General features: G+C 67.3%; 19 protein-coding genes. 5 read left to right on the top strand and 14 right to left on the bottom strand.

All coding sequences use genetic code 11. From position 1 onward, the window contains the following. The first annotated feature begins 4 nt into the window (after positions 1 to 4). Positions 5 to 730 carry a TetR/AcrR family transcriptional regulator gene (locus IM760_RS09940; protein WP_204428782.1) on the top strand — a complete coding sequence of 242 codons (726 nt, stop codon included), beginning with the start codon at positions 5 to 7 and terminating at the stop codon, positions 728 to 730. Positions 731 to 973: 243 nt separating this feature from the next. Here the strand turns inward: IM760_RS09940 and IM760_RS09935 are convergent, their stop codons facing one another. From IM760_RS09935 to IM760_RS09925, 3 genes are all read right to left on the bottom strand, one after another. Next, positions 974 to 3133: a malate synthase G gene (locus IM760_RS09935; RefSeq protein ID WP_204428780.1), complete on the bottom strand. Its 2160-nt coding sequence runs from the start codon at positions 3131 to 3133 to the stop codon at positions 974 to 976. Between the two features lie 160 nt (positions 3134 to 3293). Further along, a complete protein-coding gene (gene ttcA / locus IM760_RS09930) occupies positions 3294 to 4151 on the bottom strand; it encodes a tRNA 2-thiocytidine(32) synthetase TtcA (protein WP_204428778.1) in 858 nt (285 codons plus the stop codon). A 13-nt stretch (positions 4152 to 4164) separates the two neighbouring features. Next, positions 4165 to 4965 carry an SDR family oxidoreductase gene (locus IM760_RS09925; RefSeq protein ID WP_204428776.1) on the bottom strand — a complete coding sequence of 267 codons (801 nt, stop codon included), beginning with the start codon at positions 4963 to 4965 and terminating at the stop codon, positions 4165 to 4167. A gap of 159 nt (positions 4966 to 5124) precedes the next feature. On the opposite strand from IM760_RS09925, the gene IM760_RS09920 reads away from it, so the two are divergent. After that, positions 5125 to 5661, top strand: a complete 537-nt coding sequence (locus tag IM760_RS09920) for a YecA/YgfB family protein (RefSeq protein WP_204428774.1) — start codon at positions 5125 to 5127, stop codon at positions 5659 to 5661. 3 nt (positions 5662 to 5664) lie between these two features. On the opposite strand, the gene IM760_RS09915 is transcribed toward IM760_RS09920, so the two are convergent. The 8 genes from IM760_RS09915 to IM760_RS09880 form a co-directional block, all read right to left on the bottom strand. Continuing rightward, positions 5665 to 6249 (bottom strand): hypothetical protein, encoded by a 585-nt coding sequence (locus tag IM760_RS09915; RefSeq protein WP_204428772.1) that lies wholly within the window; start codon positions 6247 to 6249, stop codon positions 5665 to 5667. Positions 6250 to 6278: 29 nt separating this feature from the next. Continuing rightward, positions 6279 to 7850 (bottom strand): GMC oxidoreductase, encoded by a 1572-nt coding sequence (locus tag IM760_RS09910; protein WP_204428770.1) that lies wholly within the window; start codon positions 7848 to 7850, stop codon positions 6279 to 6281. A gap of 115 nt (positions 7851 to 7965) precedes the next feature. After that, positions 7966 to 9012, bottom strand: coding sequence for a molybdenum ABC transporter ATP-binding protein (modC, locus tag IM760_RS09905; protein ID WP_204428768.1), 1047 nt, complete (start codon positions 9010 to 9012; stop codon positions 7966 to 7968). 13 nt (positions 9013 to 9025) lie between these two features. After that, entirely contained in the window at positions 9026 to 9706 is a 681-nt protein-coding gene (modB, locus tag IM760_RS09900; RefSeq protein ID WP_204428766.1) for a molybdate ABC transporter permease subunit, read from the bottom strand. Continuing rightward, positions 9703 to 10428, bottom strand: a complete 726-nt coding sequence (modA, locus tag IM760_RS09895) for a molybdate ABC transporter substrate-binding protein (RefSeq protein WP_204428761.1) — start codon at positions 10426 to 10428, stop codon at positions 9703 to 9705. The genes modB and modA overlap by 4 nt, the downstream gene beginning before the upstream one ends. Before the next feature lie 7 nt (positions 10429 to 10435). After that, positions 10436 to 11404: an oxygen-dependent tRNA uridine(34) hydroxylase TrhO gene (trhO, locus tag IM760_RS09890; protein WP_204428760.1), complete on the bottom strand. Its 969-nt coding sequence runs from the start codon at positions 11402 to 11404 to the stop codon at positions 10436 to 10438. Further along, on the bottom strand, positions 11401 to 11733 hold the full coding sequence (locus tag IM760_RS09885) for a BolA family protein (protein WP_204428759.1): 333 nt from the start codon (positions 11731 to 11733) through the stop codon (positions 11401 to 11403). The genes trhO and IM760_RS09885 overlap by 4 nt, the downstream gene beginning before the upstream one ends. Positions 11734 to 11792: 59 nt before the next feature. Next, positions 11793 to 13319 carry a carboxylesterase/lipase family protein gene (locus IM760_RS09880; protein ID WP_204428757.1) on the bottom strand — a complete coding sequence of 509 codons (1527 nt, stop codon included), beginning with the start codon at positions 13317 to 13319 and terminating at the stop codon, positions 11793 to 11795. 125 nt (positions 13320 to 13444) lie between these two features. Between IM760_RS09880 and IM760_RS09875 the strand changes: the two genes are divergently transcribed. The 3 genes from IM760_RS09875 to IM760_RS09865 all read left to right on the top strand — a co-directional run bounded on the left by IM760_RS09875 (position 13445) and on the right by IM760_RS09865 (position 16088). After that, on the top strand, positions 13445 to 13768 hold the full coding sequence (locus IM760_RS09875; protein WP_204428756.1) for a poly(hydroxyalkanoate) granule-associated protein: 324 nt from the start codon (positions 13445 to 13447) through the stop codon (positions 13766 to 13768). Between the two features lie 124 nt (positions 13769 to 13892). After that, on the top strand, positions 13893 to 14936 hold the full coding sequence (locus IM760_RS09870) for an AraC family transcriptional regulator (protein WP_204428755.1): 1044 nt from the start codon (positions 13893 to 13895) through the stop codon (positions 14934 to 14936). 171 nt (positions 14937 to 15107) lie between these two features. Further along, a complete protein-coding gene (locus IM760_RS09865; RefSeq protein ID WP_204428754.1) occupies positions 15108 to 16088 on the top strand; it encodes a malate dehydrogenase in 981 nt (326 codons plus the stop codon). 82 nt (positions 16089 to 16170) lie between these two features. On the opposite strand, the gene IM760_RS09860 is transcribed toward IM760_RS09865, so the two are convergent. Genes IM760_RS09860 through mdoH form a run of 3 tightly spaced genes read right to left on the bottom strand, consistent with a single transcriptional unit; the run spans position 16171 to position 19313 of the window. Then, the gene (locus tag IM760_RS09860) at positions 16171 to 16719 is read right to left on the bottom strand and encodes a DUF805 domain-containing protein (protein ID WP_204428753.1); all 549 of its coding nucleotides are present in this window, start codon (positions 16717 to 16719) and stop codon (positions 16171 to 16173) included. Between the two features lie 37 nt (positions 16720 to 16756). Then, entirely contained in the window at positions 16757 to 17179 is a 423-nt protein-coding gene (locus IM760_RS09855; RefSeq protein WP_239549734.1) for a CBS domain-containing protein, read from the bottom strand. Positions 17180 to 17222: 43 nt separating this feature from the next. Continuing rightward, positions 17223 to 19313 (bottom strand): glucans biosynthesis glucosyltransferase MdoH, encoded by a 2091-nt coding sequence (mdoH, locus tag IM760_RS09850; protein ID WP_204428752.1) that lies wholly within the window; start codon positions 19311 to 19313, stop codon positions 17223 to 17225. Positions 19314 to 19316 lie beyond the last annotated feature (3 nt).

Raw genomic sequence — 19316 nt, 5'->3', positions numbered from 1 at the left:
TCCCATGCCCAGCCCCAAAGTCCAGGGCCGACGCGGTGTCGCCCCGAAGAAAAAAACCAAGGCCGCGGCCCGCAACCGCCCCGGTCGCCCGGAAGGCTCCAACGGCCAGGTCCGCGATCGCATTCTGGACGCCTCGGAACTGCTGTTCGCGGAACGCGGCTACGCCGGCACCACCCTGCGTGAAGTGGCCGACGCCGCCGAGGTCACCCAGGCGCTGATCAATTACTACTTCGGCTCCAAGTACGGCCTGTTCCAGGAGGTCTTTCTGCGTCGCGGCAAGCGCATTTCCGACCAGCGCCTGGAACGCCTGAGCGAACTGGAACGCCAGGGCCCGCTTCAGGTCGTCGACATCGTGCGCGCCTTCCTGATCCCCACCCTGGAACTGCGCGCCACCGTCTCCGGCCGCGCCTTTATCCGCCTGCAGGCGCGCCTGCACACGGAACCGCCGGAGATCTCCTACGAACTGCGCGACGAGGCCTACAACGAATCCACCAAGGCGTTCGTGGACGCCTTCCGCAAGGCGCTGCCGAACATCAGCGAACGGGACGCCCACTGGCGCGTGATCCTGATGATCGGCGCCTACATGTACGCCTTCTCGGACACCCACCGCCTCGAACAACTGGCCCCCGGCATCTGCCACCCGGAAGACTCCGAAGAAGTCCTCCAACAAATGACCGCCTTCGTCACCGCCGGCATGGAAGCCCCCCCTGTCGGGGTCGGACCACGATAACCCCTTGATATAGCTGGACTATGTCTTCCCGGCAGGTCGTTCAGAAGGCTTAAACAGAGGTTTTGCCGCCCTGAATGGCCGTCTTAGGACGGGGCGGCTGTCCTGTTACTCGTGCTTTTCATGCCCGAAAAGACGGCTCCAAGCAGCGAATGGCAGGTTTTGGAGGAGCAAAAACGAGGGGAATCAGGGGGTTACGGTGGTCCGACCCCAGAAAAAAGCCCGGCGGAGCCGGGCTTGGGGGGGTCAGGCTTCGCCTTTGAGTTCCAGGCGGCGGCGGTGCAGGACCGGTTCGGTGTAGCCGCTGGGCTGCTCGCAGCCTTTGAAGACCAGGTCGCAGGAGGCCTGGAAGGCCTTGCCGTTGAAGTCCGGCGCCATGTTCCGGTAGGTCGGGTCACCGGCGTTCTGCTGGTCCACCACCTCGGCCATGCGCTTCATGGACGCCATCACCTGTTCCTCGGTGACGATGCCATGGTGCAGCCAGTTGGCGATGTGCTGGCTGGAGATCCGGCAGGTGGCGCGGTCTTCCATCAGGCCCACGTTGTTGATGTCCGGCACCTTGGAGCAGCCCACGCCCTGGTCGATCCAGCGCACCACGTAGCCGAGGATGCCCTGGGCATTGTTGTCCAGTTCCTGCTGGATCTCCTCGTCGCTGAGCTCGCGGTCGAGCAGCGGGATGGTGAGGATGTCGTCCAGGGAGGCACGCTGGCGGCTGGCCAGCTGGTCCTGAACGTCCTGCACGTTCACTTCGTGGTAGTGCATGGCGTGCAGGGTGGCGGCGGTGGGCGACGGCACCCAGGCGCAGTTGGCGCCGGCTTTCGGGTGGCCGGCCTTGGTGGCCATCATTTCCGCCATTTCGTCCGGCTTGGCCCACATGCCCTTGCCGATCTGGGCCACGCCCTTGAGACCGCATTCCAGGCCGATGTCCACGTTCCAGGCCTCGTAGGCGTTGATCCACGGCATGCCTTTCATGTCGCCCTTGCGAGCCATCGGGCCGGCTTCCATGGAGGTGTGGATCTCATCGCCGGTGCGGTCCAGGAAGCCGGTGTTGATGAAGATCACCCGGTCCTTGGCGGCGCGGATGCACTCCTTCAGGTTCACGGTGGTGCGGCGCTCTTCGTCCATGATGCCGATCTTGAGGGTGTTGCGCTCCAGACCCAGGGCGTCTTCCACGCGCTCGAACAGCTCCACGGCGAAGGCTACTTCCTCGGGGCCGTGCATCTTCGGCTTGACGATGTACACCGAGCCGGTGCGGCTGTTGCGCGCGCCGTCGGTTTTCTTCAGGTCGTGCATGGCGGCCAGGACGGTGAACATGGCGTCCATGATGCCCTCCGGTACCTCTTCGCCCTTGAAGAGAATGGCCGGGTTGGTCATCAGGTGACCCACGTTGCGCACCAGCATCAGGGAGCGGCCCGGCAGCACCAGGGTGCCGCCGTCCAGGGCGGTGTATTCCCGGTCCGGGTTCAGCTCACGGGTCATGGTGCGACCGGCTTTCTCGAAGGATTCCTTCAGGTCGCCCTTCATCAGGCCCAGCCAGTTGCGGTACACCTCGACCTTCTCTTCCGCGTCCACCGCGGCCACCGAGTCCTCGCAGTCCTGGATGGTGGTGACGGCGGATTCCATCAGCACATCCTTGACGTGGGCCGGGTCCTCGGCGCCGATCGGGTGCTGGTCGTCCACCTGGATTTCCGCGTGCAGGTTGTTGTGCTTGAGCAGCACGCCGTCCGGCTTGGCGGCATCGCCCCGGTAGCCCTGCAGCTGGCTCTCGTCCTTCAGGCCGGATTCACCGTCCTTGAGGCGCACCACCAGTTTGCCGTCCTGGATCGCATAGCCGGTGCTGTCCTTGTGGGAGCCGCTGGCCAGCGGGAAGTATTTGTCGAGGAAATCCCGGGCGTAGGCAATCACCTTGTCGCCGCGTTTGGGATTGTAGGCGCCGCCTTTCTCGGCACCGCCTTCGTCGGAAATCATGTCGGTGCCGTACAGGGCATCGTAGAGGCTGCCCCAGCGGGCGTTGGCCGCGTTCAGGGCGAAGCGGGCGTTGCGCACCGGCACCACCAGCTGCGGGCCGGCGATGTGGGCGAATTCCTCGTCCACGTTCCGGGTGCCCACTTTGAAGTCACCGCCTTCGGGGAGCAGGTAGTCCAGCTCCTGCAGAAAGGTTTTGTACTCCGCCGGATCGATCGTTTGACCCTTGCGATCCAGGTGCCAGGCGTCGATCTTTTTCTGGATGTCCTCGCGCTTGGCGAGCAGCGCCTTGTTGCGCGGCGCCAGGTCGGCGAGGATTTTTTCCAGCTCGGCCCAGACGTGCTCCGGATCCACGCCGGTGCCCGGGGCGATCTCGTTGGCCACCAGATCATGGAGTTCTTTAGCGACGTCCAGGCCGCCTTTTTGGATGCGATCGGTCATGTGCTCCTACCTTTCAGGTCGAGAGTCGATACGAGGCCAGGGCAACGCGTGCTGGCCGGAAAGCGGCGGCATTTTACCGGAAACCCCGCCGTGAATCATGCGGTGGGACGCCGCCGTCGTGACGCATCGGTCACGGAAAATGAACGATCACCGTCGATCGTTATTGGAACAGGTTGACCACGTCCAGCCGGTGCGCGGCGGCGCCGCCGCGCTGCTGGCCGTCCTCCAGGTGTTCGAAGTCGAACAGGCGGGTATCGGCGAGCTGCGACGGCGCCACGTTGCCGATCGCCGAGAAGATGTTCTCGATGCGCCCGGGGAACCGCTTGTCCCACTGATTGAGCATGTCCTTGACCGCCTGGCGCTGCAGGTTCTCCTGGGAGCCGCACAGGTTGCAGGGAATGATCGGAAATTGCTTGAAGGCGGCGAACTCGACGATGTCCTTCTCGCGGCAATAGGCCAGTGGCCGGATCACGATGTGCTTGTTGTCGTCACTGCGCAGCTTGGGCGGCATGGCTTTCATCTTGCCGCCGAAGAACATGTTCAGAAACAGGGTCTCGACGATGTCGTCCCGGTGATGGCCCAGGGCGATCTTGTTGGCGCCGATCTCCTCGGCGAAGCCGTACAGGCTGCCCCGACGCAGACGCGAGCAGAGCGCGCAGGTGGTCTTCCCCTCGGGCACCTTCTCCTTGACGATGGAATAGGTGTCCTTTTCCAGGATGTGGTAGGCCACCCCTTCCCGCTCCAGGTATTCCGGCAGCACGTGCTCGGGGAAGCCGGGCTGCTTCTGATCCAGGTTCACCGCCACCAGCTCGAAGTGCACCGGCGCCGAGTGCTGCAGATTGCGCAGAATCTCCAGCATGGTGTACGAGTCCTTGCCACCGGACAGGCACACCATGATGCGGTCGCCTTCCTCGATCATGTTGAAATCGGCGATGGCACGGCCGGTTTCACGCCGCAGCTTCTTCTGCAGCTTGTTGAAACGGGTGCGTTGCTTGGCGTCCAGGGCGTCGGCGGTCATAGAACGGCTCGGATCAGGTCACCTTGATTTTGCGGATTACGCGACGGTACAGCGGCGGCGCCCAACGCTTCAGGTAGACGCCCGCGCCCTCGCGGCCGGCGATGATAACCTGATCGCGCCCGCGCTGCACGGCCTCCACCAGTTTGCGGGCGCACTCCGCCGGGTCCATGCCGTTGGCCTGGGCGTCGTCCAGGGTGCCCTGCTCGCTGCCGTCGCCCACCAGTGCATTGTAGGACAACCGGGTATGAATAAAGCCGGGCAGCACCAGGGTCACCCGCACGCCATTGTCGTATTCCTCCGCGCGCAGCGCCTCGAAAAAGCCGTGCAGGGCGTGTTTGCTGGCGCTGTAGGCGGACCGCTTGGGAGTGGGCAGCTCGCCCACCAGGGAGGTGACCACCACGAAGCGGCCGCCGCCCTGGCGCAGGAACGCCGGCAACACCGCCTTGGTCAGCGCCACGGTGCCGAAGTAGTTCACTTCCATCATGCGCCGATCCACCGCCAGGCTGGTGTCCCGGGCCAGGGCCCGCTGGGAGATGCCGCCGTTGTGCACCAGCTGGTCGATGCGACCGAAATGGTTCAGCACCCGCTCGGTGGCCGGCCCCATGGCCGCCTCGTCGGCCAGGTCCAGGGGCAGCACCAGGTGCTCCTCCGCATTGACCAGACCGGCGCGCACCCGCTCCAGCTCCGCCTCGCGGCGGGCGGAGAGCACCAGCCGGGCGCCGTAACGGGCGTATTCCGCCGCCGCCGCCTCGCCGATGCCCGAGGACGCACCGGTAATCCAGACTACCTGATCCGCTAACGACGACGAGGGCATGGCGGGTTCTCCTTGAACAATAATGAGTGATGGAAGGCCGGATAATCCGTATTGAAGAGCGAGAGTAGAAGGCCCGGCCCGCCCGGGCAAGGCCACGGCTGGGCGCGGCGGCGGCGAACGGGTATCCTGGCCGCCCGAGCCAGCCATCCCCAGGACATCATGACCGCCATCGCCAATCCCCAGCTCAAGGACACCATCACCCGCTATTTCGCCGACCAGGGCGAGGAAGCGCCTTCCTGGGTGGAAACCCACGGTCTGCTGTGCGCCTTCGCCGTGGGCCCCTACCAGGGCCCGGCGGACTTCGGCGAGGCCCTGGAAATGCCCCTGCCGGAGACCGTGGCGGCGGCCCTGGACGAACTGCGCGCGCGCCTGCTCACCGACACCCTGGCCGGCGAGCGCATCACCCTGCCCTGCCTGCTGGACCCCTACCAGGAAGACGACGGCAATGACCTGGCGTCCTGGTGCGCGGGCTTCCTCAGCGGCGTGTTCCTGCACGAGCAGCAGTGGTTCACCGAGGACGACGAAGACGACACCATGGCCAACTGGCTGCTGCCCATGATCCTGATTTCCGGCGTCGACGAGGATCCGGAGCTGGACGAAGTATGGCGCGACGAGAAACTGGTGCGCCAGATGGGCCGGGGCATCCCCGACGTGCTGGAAGAGATCCTGCTGCACTTCCAGGGCCCGGAAGGCTGACCCTCAGCCCCGCTCTTCCTCGACCAGGGAAAGATGCCCGGTGTCCGGCACCGCCGCCGGCGCCTCCCGCTTCAGCGTTTCGATCACGGCGCCGGGCTCGGCCATGGACAGATGGCCGGTGTCCGGGGCCGGCGGTGGCGCGGGCCGCTCCGAAGGGTCCATGTCCGCCCCCACCGGCGCCACCTGGAAGGGCCCGGTAAAACCGGTGCCGCCGGTGCGCAGAGTGCCCACGGTTTCCAGGTCGGCGCCTTCGGCGCCCCGGGCCAGGGTGTCCTTGGCAGCCTCGGTCGCCGCCTGACCGGCGCCTGAACCGGAGGCGGACGCTTCCTCCGACACTCCCCTAGCGGACGCCCCCACCGGCCGCAGTTCGCAGCGGGCGCCGGCCTGCCGCAGGGCCACCTGGAATTTGCGCGCGGTGGCTTCGTCCGCGTCTCTTTTGACCGTTCTCGGGCCACCCCCGAGCAATTGCCGCGCCTTGCCGTCCGGCATTTTGAACAGCCGCGCCAGGCGCGCCGCCACCTGCTCCGGGTCCGCGCCACCCAGCGTTTCGCCGGTCACCACCACGTGAAATCGGTTGTCGTCGTTCATGCCTGCTTTCCCGCTGTCTCGATGTTGCGTTAGCCCCGCCATTGCTCGGCGGCGTGTTCCGCCAGGGCGGCGATGGTGCGCGACGGATTGAGCCCCAGGGCCCGAGGCACCGTGGCGCCGTCCACCACGAACAGCCCCGGATAGTTGAACACTTCTCCGGCGTGGTTCACCACGCCCTGCTTCACGGTGTTGGCCATATTGCAGCCGCCCAGCGGGTGGGGCGTGACCAGGTTGCGGAACCAGCGCCAGGTGGCCGGCGTCATCGCCCGGCCGCCGGTGGCCTCGGTGAGCCGCAGGTGCCGGTCGGCCAGCCCCTGCACCGCTTTTTCGGCGAACCGGTAATCCCACTTCAGACGCAGCCGGTCCCTCTTCCACGGCGCGTACCAGCGCCGGCCCAGGGAAAAACGGCCGCCGGGGCCGTCGATGGCCTGGCCGAACCACAGCATCATGCCGGCGAAGGGATTGCTGTCGCGGCCGTATTCCAGCAGGGCCGCGCCCAGCCGGGTGCGGGCCAGACGCGGGTGCCGGCCGGCCCGGTCCAGCCAGTTGCCGAGCAGGTCGGGGATGCCGCCGTCTTCCACGAAATAGCGGGCCCCGCCGTCGCTGCCGTCCAGGTAATCAATGGCCGAGGTGATGGTGGGTCCGCGGGTGGGGGCGATGTCCCGGTCCGGGTAAAACGCTGGCGTCATGAAGTCGCCGTTGCTGGTCCAGCCCCGGCCCAGGGCGCGGCTCAGGCGCGGCAGGGTTTTGTACTGGTCGCGGCAACGCAGCAGCAGTTCCGTGGAGCCCACGCTGCCGGCGGCGACGATCACCCGGCGCGCACGCAGTCGGCGCCAGGCGCGGGCATCCAGGTCGCGCACGCCGATTTCGTAGTCGCCGCCTTCCATCGGCCGGATCCAGCGCACCTGCTGCAGCGGGCGCACGTCGGCGCCCTTCTGCTCGGCGCGGGCCAGATAATTCAGATCCAGGGTGTTCTTGGCCTGCACCGGGCAACCCAGGTCGCAGTTGCCGCAGTGCACGCAGGTGCCCTGCCGCTGGCCCTGTTCATTGGTCCAGGGTTTGCTGTGGCGGTAGTCGAAGGCGTCGTCCAGGCCGGCGTGCCAGTCCGGGTCGAAGGTGACGGCCTGGGGCACCACCCGGAAACGGTGGCCGTGGCCGAGCAGGTCGGCGGATTCGTGCATCAGGCGGGTGCGCGGGGTCCACTGCCGGTCCGGCAGGGTCTGCACATTGAGCATGCGTCCGACGGTGCGAAAATGAGGCTTGAGAGTGGCCAGGGTAATGGCGTCCGGCCAGCCCCGTTCGAACACCTGGGGCGGCGGTTCGATGCTGACGTTGGCGTAGATCAGGGAGCCGCCGCCGACGCCGGCGCCCAGAGCGATGCTCATGTCACCGAAGTAGCGGAAATCCAGCCAGCCGTTCTGCCGCTCGGGCTCGTCCTCGTCCCAGAACCAGTGGTCCTGGCTGACACTGGGGTAGTCCTGCGGACGCCAGCGCCGGCCGCGTTCCAGCACCACCACCTGTTCGCCGCGCTCCGCCAGCCGGCAGGCCATCACCGAACCGCCGAAGCCACTGCCAATGATCAGCGTATTGACGCTTTCCATCCTTGTTTCCCCCTGTCCATGGTGATCCCAAAAGGCGGTTTGCCGCCCGTTATTATTCCGTTCAGGATGCCGGCAGGTTAGCAGATCGCCGCCGCGCCGCGCAGCCGCCGCGCAGCTAGACCAGGGCGGCGGCTTTGATCTGGGCGTAGACGGTGCTGCCCGGGCGCAGATCCAGGCTGTCCCGGGACAGGGTGGACAGCCGCGCCAGCAGCCACTGCCCTTCGCAGTCCAGGCGCACCAGGCATTGCCCGTGGCCCAGGTCGCGCAGCCCGTCCACCCGGGCGGGCAGAATGTTGAGCACGCTGGAATCGCGGGCGGCGGTGAGGGTCAGGCTCACGTCCCGGGCCGCCACCTTGAGGCGTGGCGCGTCGCCCCGGGGGCCGTCGGCGGGCAGACGCAGCACCCGCTCGCCCAGGGCCAGTTCCAGCAGATGGTGTTGGGGATCGTAGTGGCGGTGACGGGTGTGCAGCACCACCGCCGCCTGGCCACCGGCGGCCAGGGGACCGTGCAGCCCGGCCAGCCGTTCGGTGAGTTCGCCCTGCTCGCGCAGGCCGCCCTGGTCCAGCCACCAGAGCTGGTCGCCCAGGGTCATCACCTCGTCCAGCTGATGGGTGACGTACAGCACCGGCAGGCGTTCGGCGACCCGGGCGATCACGGCCATCAGCGCCTGGCGGCGCTCGGCGTCCAGCGCCGACAGCGGCTCGTCCAGCAGCAGCAGATCCGGTTCGGTGAGCAGGGCCCGGGCCAGGGCCACGCGCTGGGCCTCGCCGCCGGAAAGGCCGGCCACGCCCCGCGTCAGCAGCGGCTGCAATTCGGTCAGGGCCACCACCTCCCGCCAGCGGCCGGCGTCGGCGCCGGAGCGGCGGGCGGCGAAGCGCAGGTTGCCGGCCACGTCCAGGTGAGGAAACAGGGTCGGTTTTTGCAGCATCAGCCCCACCGGACGGCGGTGCGCCGGCAGACTGCCGCCCTCGTCCTGCCACACCTGATCGCCGAAGCGGATCAGCCCCTGGCAGGGCTGCAACCCCGCGATGGCTTTCAGCAGGCTGCTTTTGCCGGCGCCGGAAACGCCGAACAGAATGGTCACGCCCCGTTCCGGCAACCGGCCGTTCACCGTCAGCCGGAAGTCACCGCGCCGCAGCTTCAGGTCCACCTGCAGACTCATGGCCGGCCCCCCATCAGGTCAGCGTCCCCGGCCGGCGCTGCCAGCGGAACAGCCCCCACAGCAACACCAGGGACATCAACACGAGCACCAGGGCGAGCTGGTGGGCCTGGCCGTAGTCGCCCACTTCCACGTGTTCATAGAGCGCCACCGAGGCCACCCGGGTTTCCCCGGACAGGCTGCCGCCGATCATCAACACCACGCCGAACTCGCCCAGGGTGTGGGCGAAGCCCAGCACCGCCGCCGACAGATAGCCCGGCCGCGCCAGCGGCAGCACCACATTGCGGAACCGGTCCCAGGGCGGCGCCCCCAGGGTGGCGGCCATGTCCAGGGTGTCCTGGTCGATGGCGAGAAAGGCGTTTTTGAGAGGCTGCAGCACGAACGGCAGGGAATACAGCACCGAACCCAGCACCAGGCCGGTAAAGGTGAACGCCAGGCTATGGGCGCCCCACAGGCCGGCCACCCACCCGCCGGGGCCGTTCGGGCCCAGCCACAGCAGCAGATAGAACCCCAGCACCGTGGGCGGCAACACCAGCGGCAAGGCCAGCAGCGCTTCCAGCAGCGCCTGGCCCCGGCGGCGACGGCGCGCCAGCCACCAGGCCAGCGGCGTGCACAGCATCAGCAACAGAGTGGTACTGATCAGGGCCAGCTTGACGCTGACCCAGAGCGCCTGCCAGTCCGCCGGCGACACCGTCACCGGGGCGCGACGCCGTAGCCGGCTTCCTCGATGCGCGCGCGGGCGGCGTCGCTGCCCAGGAACTCATAGAAGGCGCGCGCCTCGGCCCGATCCTTCAACAGCAAGCTCTGCTGCTCAATGGTCGGGTAAAGGTCGCCGTCCGGCAGCCACAGGCTGCCGCCGGCGCCGCGCACCTGGCTGAACGCCACGAAGCCGGCCCGGGCGGCGCCGCTGCTGACGAAGTGGTAGGCCTGGCCCACGTTCTCGCCCTGCACCACCTTGACCGACGCCGGCAGGGCCAGGGTATCCAGCACCGCCTGGCCGGCGGCGCCATAGGGCGCCAGGCGCGGGTTGGCCAGGGCGATGAGGCTGAGGTCGCCGCGTTCCAGCAGCGCCGGGCCCAGGTCCAAGCCCTGCTCCGGGCTCCACAGCGCCAGCCGGCCCAGAGCATAGACCCGGCGGGTGCCGGTCACGCCCAGGCCTTCTTCATCCAGTTCCATCGGCCGGCGGTCGTCAGCGGCCAGGAAAAGGTCGAACGGCGCGCCCTGCCGGATCTGCGCCGCCAGCTTGCCGGTGGACGCCACCGTGGTCTCGATGGTGACGTCGGGGTGATCCTTGCCGTACAGGGCCACCAGGGTTTCCAGGGGCTTGGCGAAATTGGCGGCCACCGCCACCCGCACCGGCTCGGCGGCGGAGGCGGCGACGGACAGGATCAGGCTGGCCAGCAACAACAGCACGCGCATTCGAACGTTACTCCTCGGGGCTCGGGCGTTTCTGGTCGGGGGAAGGATGGTCCCGGCCGCGCGGGTCGTGTCCCAGATGGGGCGCGCCCCGGCGCCGGGCCAGGTCGATCTGCTTTTGTCGTTCGGCGAAGCGCGCTTTCTGCTCCGCCGAGGATTCGTCATGGCAGTGCGGGCAGGACACGCCCCGCCGGTACAGCGGCGACGCCTTATCCTGTTCAGAGATCGGCCGGCGGCAAGCGTGGCACTGGTCGTACACGCCGGGTTTCAGGTCGTGGTCCACGGTGACCCGTTCGTCGAACACGAAGCACTCACCGCGCCACAGGGACTGCTCCTTGGGGACGGTTTCCAGGTATTTGAGGATGCCGCCCTTGAGGTGGTAGACCTCCTCGAAGCCCTGCTCCTTGAGATAGGCCGTGGACTTCTCGCAGCGGATGCCGCCGGTGCAGAACATGGCCACCCGCTTGTGGCGGGCCGGGTCCAGGTGCTCACGCACATAGTCCGGAAATTCGCGGAAGCTTTTGGTGTTGGGGTTGAGCGCGCCTTCGAAGGTGCCGACCTCGTACTCGTAGTCGTTGCGCGTGTCGATCACCAGGGTCTCCGGGTCGGCGATCACCCGGTTCCAGTCCTCGCCTTCCAGATAGGTGCCCCGGCTGCGGTTGGGGTCCACGTCCTCGACGCCCATGGTGACGATCTCGCGCTTGAGCTTGACCTTGCTGCGCAGGAACGGGTGGGCGTCGGTGAAGGATTCCTTGTACTCCAGGTCCGCCAGGCGCGGGTCCGCGCGCAGCCAGCCGACCACCGCGTCGATGCCGGCCCGGTCTCCGGAGATGGTGCCGTTGATGCCCTCGTGGGCGAGCAGCAGCGTGCCTTTGACGTCGTGCTGTTGCATCAGCGCCAGCAGCGGCTCGCGCAGCTGCTCATGGCCTTCCAGGCGGGTAAAGCGGTACAGGGCCGCCACCACGATGGCGCCACTCATCGGCCGAACTCCGGGTCGTGTTGGCTGCCGCCCCGGCAGTCCGGGGAGGCCGCCACCTCACCGCCCTGGGCGCGCCACTCGTCCGGCGTGAACAGGTGCAGGGCCAGGGCGTGCACCGGGCCGTCCAGTTCCTCACCGAGCAGGCCGTACACCGCCTGGTGGCGGCGCACCGGCATCTGCCCCTGGAACGCGTCGGACACCAGCACCAGCTTGAAGTGGGTTTCCGAGTTCGGCGGCACGCCGTGCTTGTGACTTTCGTTCTCGAGTTGCAGGTGGGCGACGGGCAAGGCGTCGCGCACCTTGCTTTCAATGGCCTGGGCCACGGTCATGGGGTGCTCCTTCATTACGGGCTATATTCTATGATACATAACGGTCTTTGGGTACCGCGCTAGCCGCGCGGTGCCGGGATCAGGTCCGCCCACAGGGCCTCGTCGTCGGCCTCGAACAGCGGTGCTTCCGGCTCGCCGGGGCCGTACTGCCGCACCGTGCGGCGCTCCCGCCAGGCCGGCCCGGCCAGGGCTTCGCCGCGGGCGAAGGCGCCCCAGTCGGCGCGCACCCGGTCCGACAGCGCCGCCGCTTCGGCGCCGCCGCCGGTGAGAAACTGCCCGGGCACGGTGTCGGTGACGCCGAACACGAACGGCACGTCCACCACATGGCAGGCGCCCATGGGCACGCCGAACTGATCGCTGGGCCAGGTGAACTGATAGCCCCGGGTGTCGGCGCGATGGGCGGCCTGTGCATCCAGCAGGCGCAAGGTGGGAACGCGGAACAGGCGGTCGGTTTCCATGGCGGAAAACCAATCCATGTTGCTGCGCGCCGGATCCGGGGTCACGGTGCGCCGGTAATGCGCCAGCACGCGCTCGCCGTTGCCCGGCAGGGCGCGCTCGAAGCGGCGCAGAATTTCCTCGTCGTCGTAGCCGCGCAGTTCCTCCACGCTGGGGAAGCCCGCCAGCGGCCCGGCGTACTGGAAGAAATGATACTCGTCGCGGCACACCCCGGCCATCAGCGCGATGTCCGCCGCCTCGCCGGCGGCGATGGCGTCCACCGGCAGACGCGGCAGCAGGTCGCCGTCCACCATCGGCAGGAAGTTCATGGCGAACTGCGGGGTGGTGTCGCGCAAGCCGCGCCGCACCAGGGTACGCAGGGCCTGGCCCTGGGCCTTGACCCAGGCCTTGGCGTCCGCCGCGCGCAGCTTGTCGGCGGCGCTGCCGTCGCCGGGCAGGGCCTCCACGAAGGCGCGGGTGACCTTGGCCACCTCTTCCGGGGCCAACGCGAAATCACCGCCGCCGGACTGGACGATGGCCCGCTGGAACAGCGGCCGTGCCCGGGGCGTGGCCATCAGGCTGGCGACGCTGAAGCCGCCGGCGGACTCGCCGAAGATCGTCACCTGGTCCGGCCGGCCGCCGAACGCCTCGATGTGCCGGTGCACCCACTCCAGCGCCGCCACCTGATCGCGCAGGCCAAGATTGGTGTCGGCCTCCAGCTCCGGCGCCAGCGCGCTGAAGTCGGCGAAGCCGTGGGCGCCCAGACGGTAGGCGGCGTTGACCACGATCACCTGCTGGTCGGCGGCCAGCCGCGCGCCGTTGTACAGCAACTGGGAGGCGGACCCGGCGATGTACCCACCGCCGTGATACCAGAGCATCACCGGAAAGGGCCCTTCCCCCTCCGGCACCCACAGATTCAGATAAAGACAATCCTCGCCACTCTCATCGATCCCCATGGCCGGATTACGCATCTGCAGGGACGGCGTCGGGTAGCGATCCGCGTTGTGCTCGCCGTCGCCGTCCGGCAGCGCCCGTGGCGCCTTGAACCGGTGCTCGCCCAGCGGCGGCAACGCGAACGGCACGCCACGGAATTCCCGGACACCGTCACCGGCCACCGACTGATAGCTGCCCTGGGGCAAAACGACTCGCATAGCTGATCTCCCAATGGTCCGGCCCGGCCGGAACACGTTGTTTAATTGTCGAACAATATCGCCGAACACCCGGCGGCGCCCCGGTACCATCGTTCCCACTTCATTTGGAAAAGGAGACCCTTTTCATGAACGAGACCCTGAATGACCTGAACACCGCCGCGGACAAGCTTAACAAAGCCGCGCTGGGCGCGATCAATCGACTGGCCGAATCCGGCCGCGACTGGTTCCGGACCCTGGTGGAAGCCGGCGAAAGCAAACGCGCCGAACAGGCCAAGGGCACCGGCAAGAACGCCGCCGCCCGCCAGGACAGCCCGCTGGACGAATGGCGCGTGCGTCTGGCCCACGGCCTGGGCCTGCCCACCCGCGAGGAAATGGAGAGCCTGGACAAGAAACTCAACCGCATCAGCCGCAAGGTCAACAAACTGGCCCGCGAGCAAAAAGAAGGCTGAAGGCGCCGGCCGGGCCGGGCGGCCCGGCCGATGACCCCCCCGGCGAACACTCCTGTCATTGACTTGAGTCGGTGCTTTGGCGTTTCCTGAGGGCTCCGGTGGCTTGCATAACAAAAAAGCGCCCATGGCCCACGCTGCTTCCCTGTCGTTCGGTTCCCTGACCGTCGCCTCGTTCTGGATCGAGCATCTGCTCGACGCCGCGTTGCACGCCGGCGTCGATCTCAGTGATGCCCTGGTGCGATTGGGCGTCGACGAGGCCGAGCTGGAATCCCCCCACGCCCGTCTGCCGCTCAAGGTGGAACAAAAGCTGCTGGAATACGCCGTGGCCCGCAGCGGCGACCCCCTGTTCGGCCTGCACATGGGCGAAGGCATCCGCCCCCGCTTCATGGGCGAGCTGGGCTACGCCAGCATGTCCAGCGCCACCCTGCGCGACGCCATCGAACTGCTGATTCCCTTCACCCGGGTCACCTCGGAGTTTTTCGAGCTGCGCTTCGAATGGCGCGACGACGATCTGTGGCTGATCTGGGACACCCTGGACAACACCGCGCTCAGCGGTCACCGGGTGGACGCCACCCTGGCCGGCGCGGTGGTGTTCGGCCGCTGGATCCTGGGCGAACACTACGACCCGCTGGCCGTGCACCTGATGCACGCCGACCCCGGGCGGCACGATGAATATCAGCGCGTGTTCGGCTGCCCGATCCTGTTCGACCAGCCACTCAACGCGGTGGTGCTGGACGCCCGGGTGCTGGACCGCCCGCTGCGCGACGCGGACCCGGAAGTGCACCGCCTGGCCCGCTCCCGGGTGCAGCGGGCGGTGAGCCAGTACCGCGCCCGCGACAACCTGCTCGAACAGGTGCGCCTGGAAATCCAGCAACGGCTGGTGGACGGCGTGCCGCAACTGGAGCCCATCGCCGAGCGCCTGGGCGTCAAACCCTGGACCCTGCGCCGGCGCCTGCGCGCCGAGCAAACCGACTTCTCCACCCTGCTGGAAGACGAACGCCGACGGCTGGCCTGCGACTGGCTGCGCCACAGCGACCGCTCGGTGAACCAGATCGCCCTGGACCTGGGCTACTCGGAACAGAGCGCCTTCAACCGGGCCTTCAAGCGCTGGTTCGGCGTCACGCCGGTGCATTACCGGGACCATCAGCAGGATCCTTCCGAACCCTGACGCCACCTTCCCGGCGACGATCCGTGCGCTCGCCCCGCCGCTCCTCTATAATGCGCCGCGTCCAGGGAACCTGGAGTCACTCCCCGACGATGGCGGCCGGTCCGGCGCCACCGCCGGGGAGTGATTCGGAGGCTCCTTCGCTTCTCCCGACGACTCCAAGGAGATTTTTTCATGAAAGCACCTGTACGCGTTGCTGTCACCGGCGCCGCTGGCCAAATCAGCTACTCCCTGCTGTTCCGCATTGCTTCCGGCGACATGCTCGGCAAGGACCAGCCGGTTATCCTGCAGCTGCTCGAAATCACCCCCGCCCTGGAAGCGCTGAAAGGCGTGGCCATGGAACTGGACGACTGCGCCTTCCCGCTGCTGGCCGGCATCGTGCAGAGCGATGACGCCAAGGTGGCCTTCAAGGACGCCGATTACGCCCTGCTGGTCGGCGCCCGTCCGCGCGGTCCGGGCATGGAGCGCAAGGATCTGCTGGAAGCCAACGCGGCGATCTTCTCCGCCCAGGGCAAGGCGATCAACGAGGTGGCCAGCCGCGACATCAAGGTGCTGGTGGTGGGCAACCCGGCCAACACCAACGCCCTGATCGCCCAGCGCAACGCGCCGGACATCGACCCCCGTCAGTTCACCGCCATGACCCGCCTCGACCACAACCGCGCCATGGCGCAGCTGGCCGAGAAGCTGGGCAAGACCGTCAACGACGTGAAGAAGATGACCATCTGGGGCAACCACTCCTCCACCCAGTACCCGGATCTGCACCACTGCGAAGTGGACGGCAAGAACGCCGCCGAGCAGGTGGATCAGGGCTGGTACGCGGACGAGTACATCCCCACCGTGCAGCAGCGTGGCGCCGCCATCATCAAGGCACGGGGCGCGTCCTCCGCCGCGTCCGCCGCCAACGCCGCCATCGACCACATGCGCTCCTGGGCGCTGGGCACCGATGAAGGCGACTGGGTGTCCATGGGCATCTACAGCGACGGTTCCTACGGCATTCAGGAAGGCCTGATCTACTCCTTCCCCTGCGTGTGCAAGAACGGTGACTGGGAAATCGTTCAGGGTCTGGAAGTCAACGACTTCTCCCGCGAGCGCATGACCGCCACCGAGACCGAGCTGGCCGAGGAACGGGACGCGGTGAAGCATCTGCTGCCGTAACCCTGTTCGCCGCCGCTCCGGCGGCATCCGGCGATAAAAAAGGCTCCCGTCCGGGAGCCTTTTTTTTGGGCCAGAGCCGCGTTCAGTAGCTTTGATACATGGCCGGGTCCATGCCCGCGCTCATGGAGCCCATCAGCGCGCCCAGGCCGACGAAACCGCCGAGGAACAACACCAGCAGCACCACCAGCGCCACGATCACGCCGGTGCTGTTGGGGGCCGGCTTCGGGCCGTAGTTGTTGGCGCCCTTGGAGCCGGGCACGAACAGCAGCATGATGGCGATCACGAAGTTGGCGATCGGCACGAACATCAGCAGAATCAGCCAGCCGCTCATGTTCATGTCATTGAGACGGCGAATGCCGTAGATGATGCTCATCACGGTCATGAAGATCCCCACCACCGCCACCACCAGCATCATCAGAATCATCATCGCGCCGCCGCCGGACGGGTCGACGCCCAGCCCCGCCGCCATGGCCAGCCCCATGGCCACGTACAGGATCATGGTGAGCGCCATCACATAGACGAAATAGCGCGCCCGGCCCAGGCGGCCGGCGGTCTGGAACATGCGTGGCTGATAGGTTTCCACGGCGGCCGTCCCCAGATCGGCCTCGGGGGATTGATACGGTTGGTTCATGGTCTTTCCTTGTTTCACTGACTCATGGAACACCGCGTCAGGAGGTCGCCGCCCTCGCCGGCACCACCCTGCGCAGCACATCCCCACGGCTAAGTTGTCCCACCAGCCGCGGGCCTTGCACCACCGGCAGAATCCGCCGGTGATGGCGCAAGAGCATTTCCGCTGCTTCCTGAATCGTGGCGGACACCGCCACGCCCTGGACTTCACGGCTCATGTAATCGGCCACGCAGCCCGCTCCGATGCCGTGATAATCGGCGTCCAGCGTGCTTTTCAGCGCGTCGGCCTCGGAAAAAATCCCCACCAGCACACCCCGGTCGTCGACCACCGGCGCCCCGCAAAGATCCCGCGCCAGCAAGGCTCGGGCGGCCTCGTGAACGGACATGACAGGGGAAAGGGAAAAGGGATCCGGCTTCATGCAATCCCTGACCGGTTCAGCCAAACCGGGTCGCACATCGTTCATGGCTTCATCCTTGGAAGCGTTTTTTTATAGGAACGCCGCAAGCCTACCCATAATCCCGGCGCTTCACCAGCCCGATGCGTTCGCCCCAGTAGCTGTCCGGCGCCGCCACCCAGGCCGCCGTGTGCAGGCGCGCCAGCACCTCGCCGTCCCGGGCCAGGGCGTTGAGCTGACGGCGGTTCAACCCGTCCGGGCCGTGCTTCAGGCACCGTTGCACCCATTCCTCCCGGGCTTCCGGGTCCAGGCAACGGCGACGGCGGGCCAGGGCCCGGTGCATACGGTTCAGGCGCGGGTCCACCACGGCGGCGTCGAAGGCGCTCAGCGCGCCGGGATTCAGCGGCCGAGGATCGGCGATGGCGTCCACCTGGGGGGACAGCCGCTGTTCTTCCGGCGTCAGCAGAAAACGGTGCCGGCGCAGGGCTTCGCCCAGGGCCATGCGGCTGAGAACCACCGAAGTGGGCGCGGCCAGAATCAGTGGCAGCGCCACCGGCAGCGACCAGAAAAAGAAGAACGGATCCAGCCACAGGGCCAGGCCCGCCCAGCCGACGGCCAGCAGCGTGCCCGGCGCGTGGCTGACCAGGGCTTCGCGCCAGCCGGTCTCATCGGTGCGGTTCTGCCCGCCCCAGTGCAGCGACACATTGAACAGGGATTCCAGCACGTAGCGGCTGTGCGTGAGCATGCGGATCGGGGCCAGCAGCATGGACACCAGCAGCTCCAGGCACACTGAGAAAAACAGGCGCCAGGCGCCCCCGTACTGGCGCCGTTTACCACTGAGCAGCACGTCGAGAATGGCCAGGAACTTGGGCAGGAACAGCAGGAAGAAGGTACTCAGAATCAGCCCCACCGCCCAGTGGGGATGCCACTCCGGCCAGGCCGGAAACATGCTGTTCTGCTGTTCGGGAAAGTAATCAATGGGCCAAAGGGTCAGGCGGGTGGCCTCGATGCTGGTGAGCACAAGAAACGCCAGCCAGATCGGCGACGACAGGTAGGACAGAATGCCGTTGAGAAACGCCATGCGGTGGGCGAAGCGCAGTTTCGGCGCGAACAGAAACAGCCAGGCATGCTGCAGATTGCCCTTGGCCCAGCGCCGGTCCCGGGTCAGCTCGTCCACCAGGGTGGGCGGCGATTCCTCGTAGCTCTCGTCCAGCTCCGGTTCCATCCACACCTCGTAGCCGGCGCGCCCCATATAGGCCGCCTCCACGAAATCGTGGCTCATGATCGGGCCCCGGAACAGACCGAAGCCGGACAGGTGCCGCAGGCCGCAGTGCTCCATGAACGGCTTGCAGCGAATGATCGCGTTGTGGCCCCAGTAGGCCGCCTCGCCCAGCTGAATACCGGCCAGCCCGGCGGTGAACAGCGGGCCGTACACCCGGTTGGCGAACTGCTGGAAACGGGCGAAGGCGGAGTGGGCGTTGATCAGCGACGGGCTGGTCTGCAGGATGCCGATCTGAGGCGCCAGCTCCATGTGCCGCACCATCCGCGTCAGGGTGTGGCCACCCATGACGCTGTCCGCGTCCAGCACCACCATGTACTCATAATCCCGGCCCCAGCGGCGCAGAAAGTCCGCCACGTTGCCGCTTTTGAAATTGAGATTGACCGGACGGTGCCGGTAAAACAGCCGGCCCTGCAGCCCCTGCTCCTCGCACAGCCGGTACCAGCCGGTGCGTTCCTCCAGCCACTGTTCCGCGTCGCGGCTGTCGGACAGCAGATAGAAGTCGAAATGGTCCAGCTCGCCGGTCTCACGCAGCGACTGGATGGTGGCGCGCAGGCCGGCCAGGGTACGGTCCACCGGCTCGTTGTAGATCGGCATCACCACGGCGGTGCGCGCCAGCGGCGTGGCGGCCACGGTGGCGGCGTCGTAGCGACGCACCAGGGACCAGGGGTCGCCGCCGCGGCGGCGCAGCCAGAACCCCAGCAAGGCGGTCCAGAAGCCCACCGAGATCCAGGCGAACAGCACCGCGAACAGAAACAGGATGCCCTTTTCCAGTAGATTGCCGCCGTGGTACGGCAACACCGACTGCATGCCGTAGAGCCCGGCCAGGGTCTGCGCGATCACCAGCACAATCAGGGTGGTGCGGCGCAGCACCGCCACCGGCTTCCAGCGGTGGCGGCGCGGACGGGGCGTGTCGTCGGTCACGGA

This window comes from Alloalcanivorax marinus (assembly GCF_016906305.1).
GTDB lineage: Bacteria > Pseudomonadota > Gammaproteobacteria > Pseudomonadales > Alcanivoracaceae > Alloalcanivorax > Alloalcanivorax marinus.
The sequence above is the reverse complement of the archived record's forward strand: the minus strand, read 5'-3'. Positions and strand labels throughout refer to the sequence as shown.

Bases quoted from the DNA above. Each gene is read 5' to 3' on its own strand.
- IM760_RS09910 (WP_204428770.1), bottom strand. From the start codon at position 7,850: ATGGAAAGCGTCAATACGCTGATCATTGGCAGTGGCTTCGGCGGTTCG.
- IM760_RS09940 (WP_204428782.1), top strand. From the start codon at position 5: ATGCCCAGCCCCAAAGTCCAGGGCCGACGCGGTGTCGCCCCGAAGAAA.
- IM760_RS09855 (WP_239549734.1), bottom strand. From the start codon at position 17,179: ATGAACGATGTGCGACCCGGTTTGGCTGAACCGGTCAGGGATTGCATG.
- IM760_RS09915 (WP_204428772.1), bottom strand. From the start codon at position 6,249: ATGAACGACGACAACCGATTTCACGTGGTGGTGACCGGCGAAACGCTG.
- IM760_RS09860 (WP_204428753.1), bottom strand. From the start codon at position 16,719: ATGAACCAACCGTATCAATCCCCCGAGGCCGATCTGGGGACGGCCGCC.
- IM760_RS09875 (WP_204428756.1), top strand. From the start codon at position 13,445: ATGAACGAGACCCTGAATGACCTGAACACCGCCGCGGACAAGCTTAAC.
- IM760_RS09885 (WP_204428759.1), bottom strand. From the start codon at position 11,733: ATGACCGTGGCCCAGGCCATTGAAAGCAAGGTGCGCGACGCCTTGCCC.
- IM760_RS09925 (WP_204428776.1), bottom strand. From the start codon at position 4,965: ATGCCCTCGTCGTCGTTAGCGGATCAGGTAGTCTGGATTACCGGTGCG.
- trhO (WP_204428760.1), bottom strand. From the start codon at position 11,404: ATGAGTGGCGCCATCGTGGTGGCGGCCCTGTACCGCTTTACCCGCCTG.
- ttcA (WP_204428778.1), bottom strand. From the start codon at position 4,151: ATGACCGCCGACGCCCTGGACGCCAAGCAACGCACCCGTTTCAACAAG.
- IM760_RS09870 (WP_204428755.1), top strand. From the start codon at position 13,893: ATGGCCCACGCTGCTTCCCTGTCGTTCGGTTCCCTGACCGTCGCCTCG.
- IM760_RS09865 (WP_204428754.1), top strand. From the start codon at position 15,108: ATGAAAGCACCTGTACGCGTTGCTGTCACCGGCGCCGCTGGCCAAATC.
- IM760_RS09935 (WP_204428780.1), bottom strand. From the start codon at position 3,133: ATGACCGATCGCATCCAAAAAGGCGGCCTGGACGTCGCTAAAGAACTC.
- modC (WP_204428768.1), bottom strand. From the start codon at position 9,012: ATGAGTCTGCAGGTGGACCTGAAGCTGCGGCGCGGTGACTTCCGGCTG.
- IM760_RS09920 (WP_204428774.1), top strand. From the start codon at position 5,125: ATGACCGCCATCGCCAATCCCCAGCTCAAGGACACCATCACCCGCTAT.
- modA (WP_204428761.1), bottom strand. From the start codon at position 10,428: ATGCGCGTGCTGTTGTTGCTGGCCAGCCTGATCCTGTCCGTCGCCGCC.
- IM760_RS09880 (WP_204428757.1), bottom strand. From the start codon at position 13,319: ATGCGAGTCGTTTTGCCCCAGGGCAGCTATCAGTCGGTGGCCGGTGAC.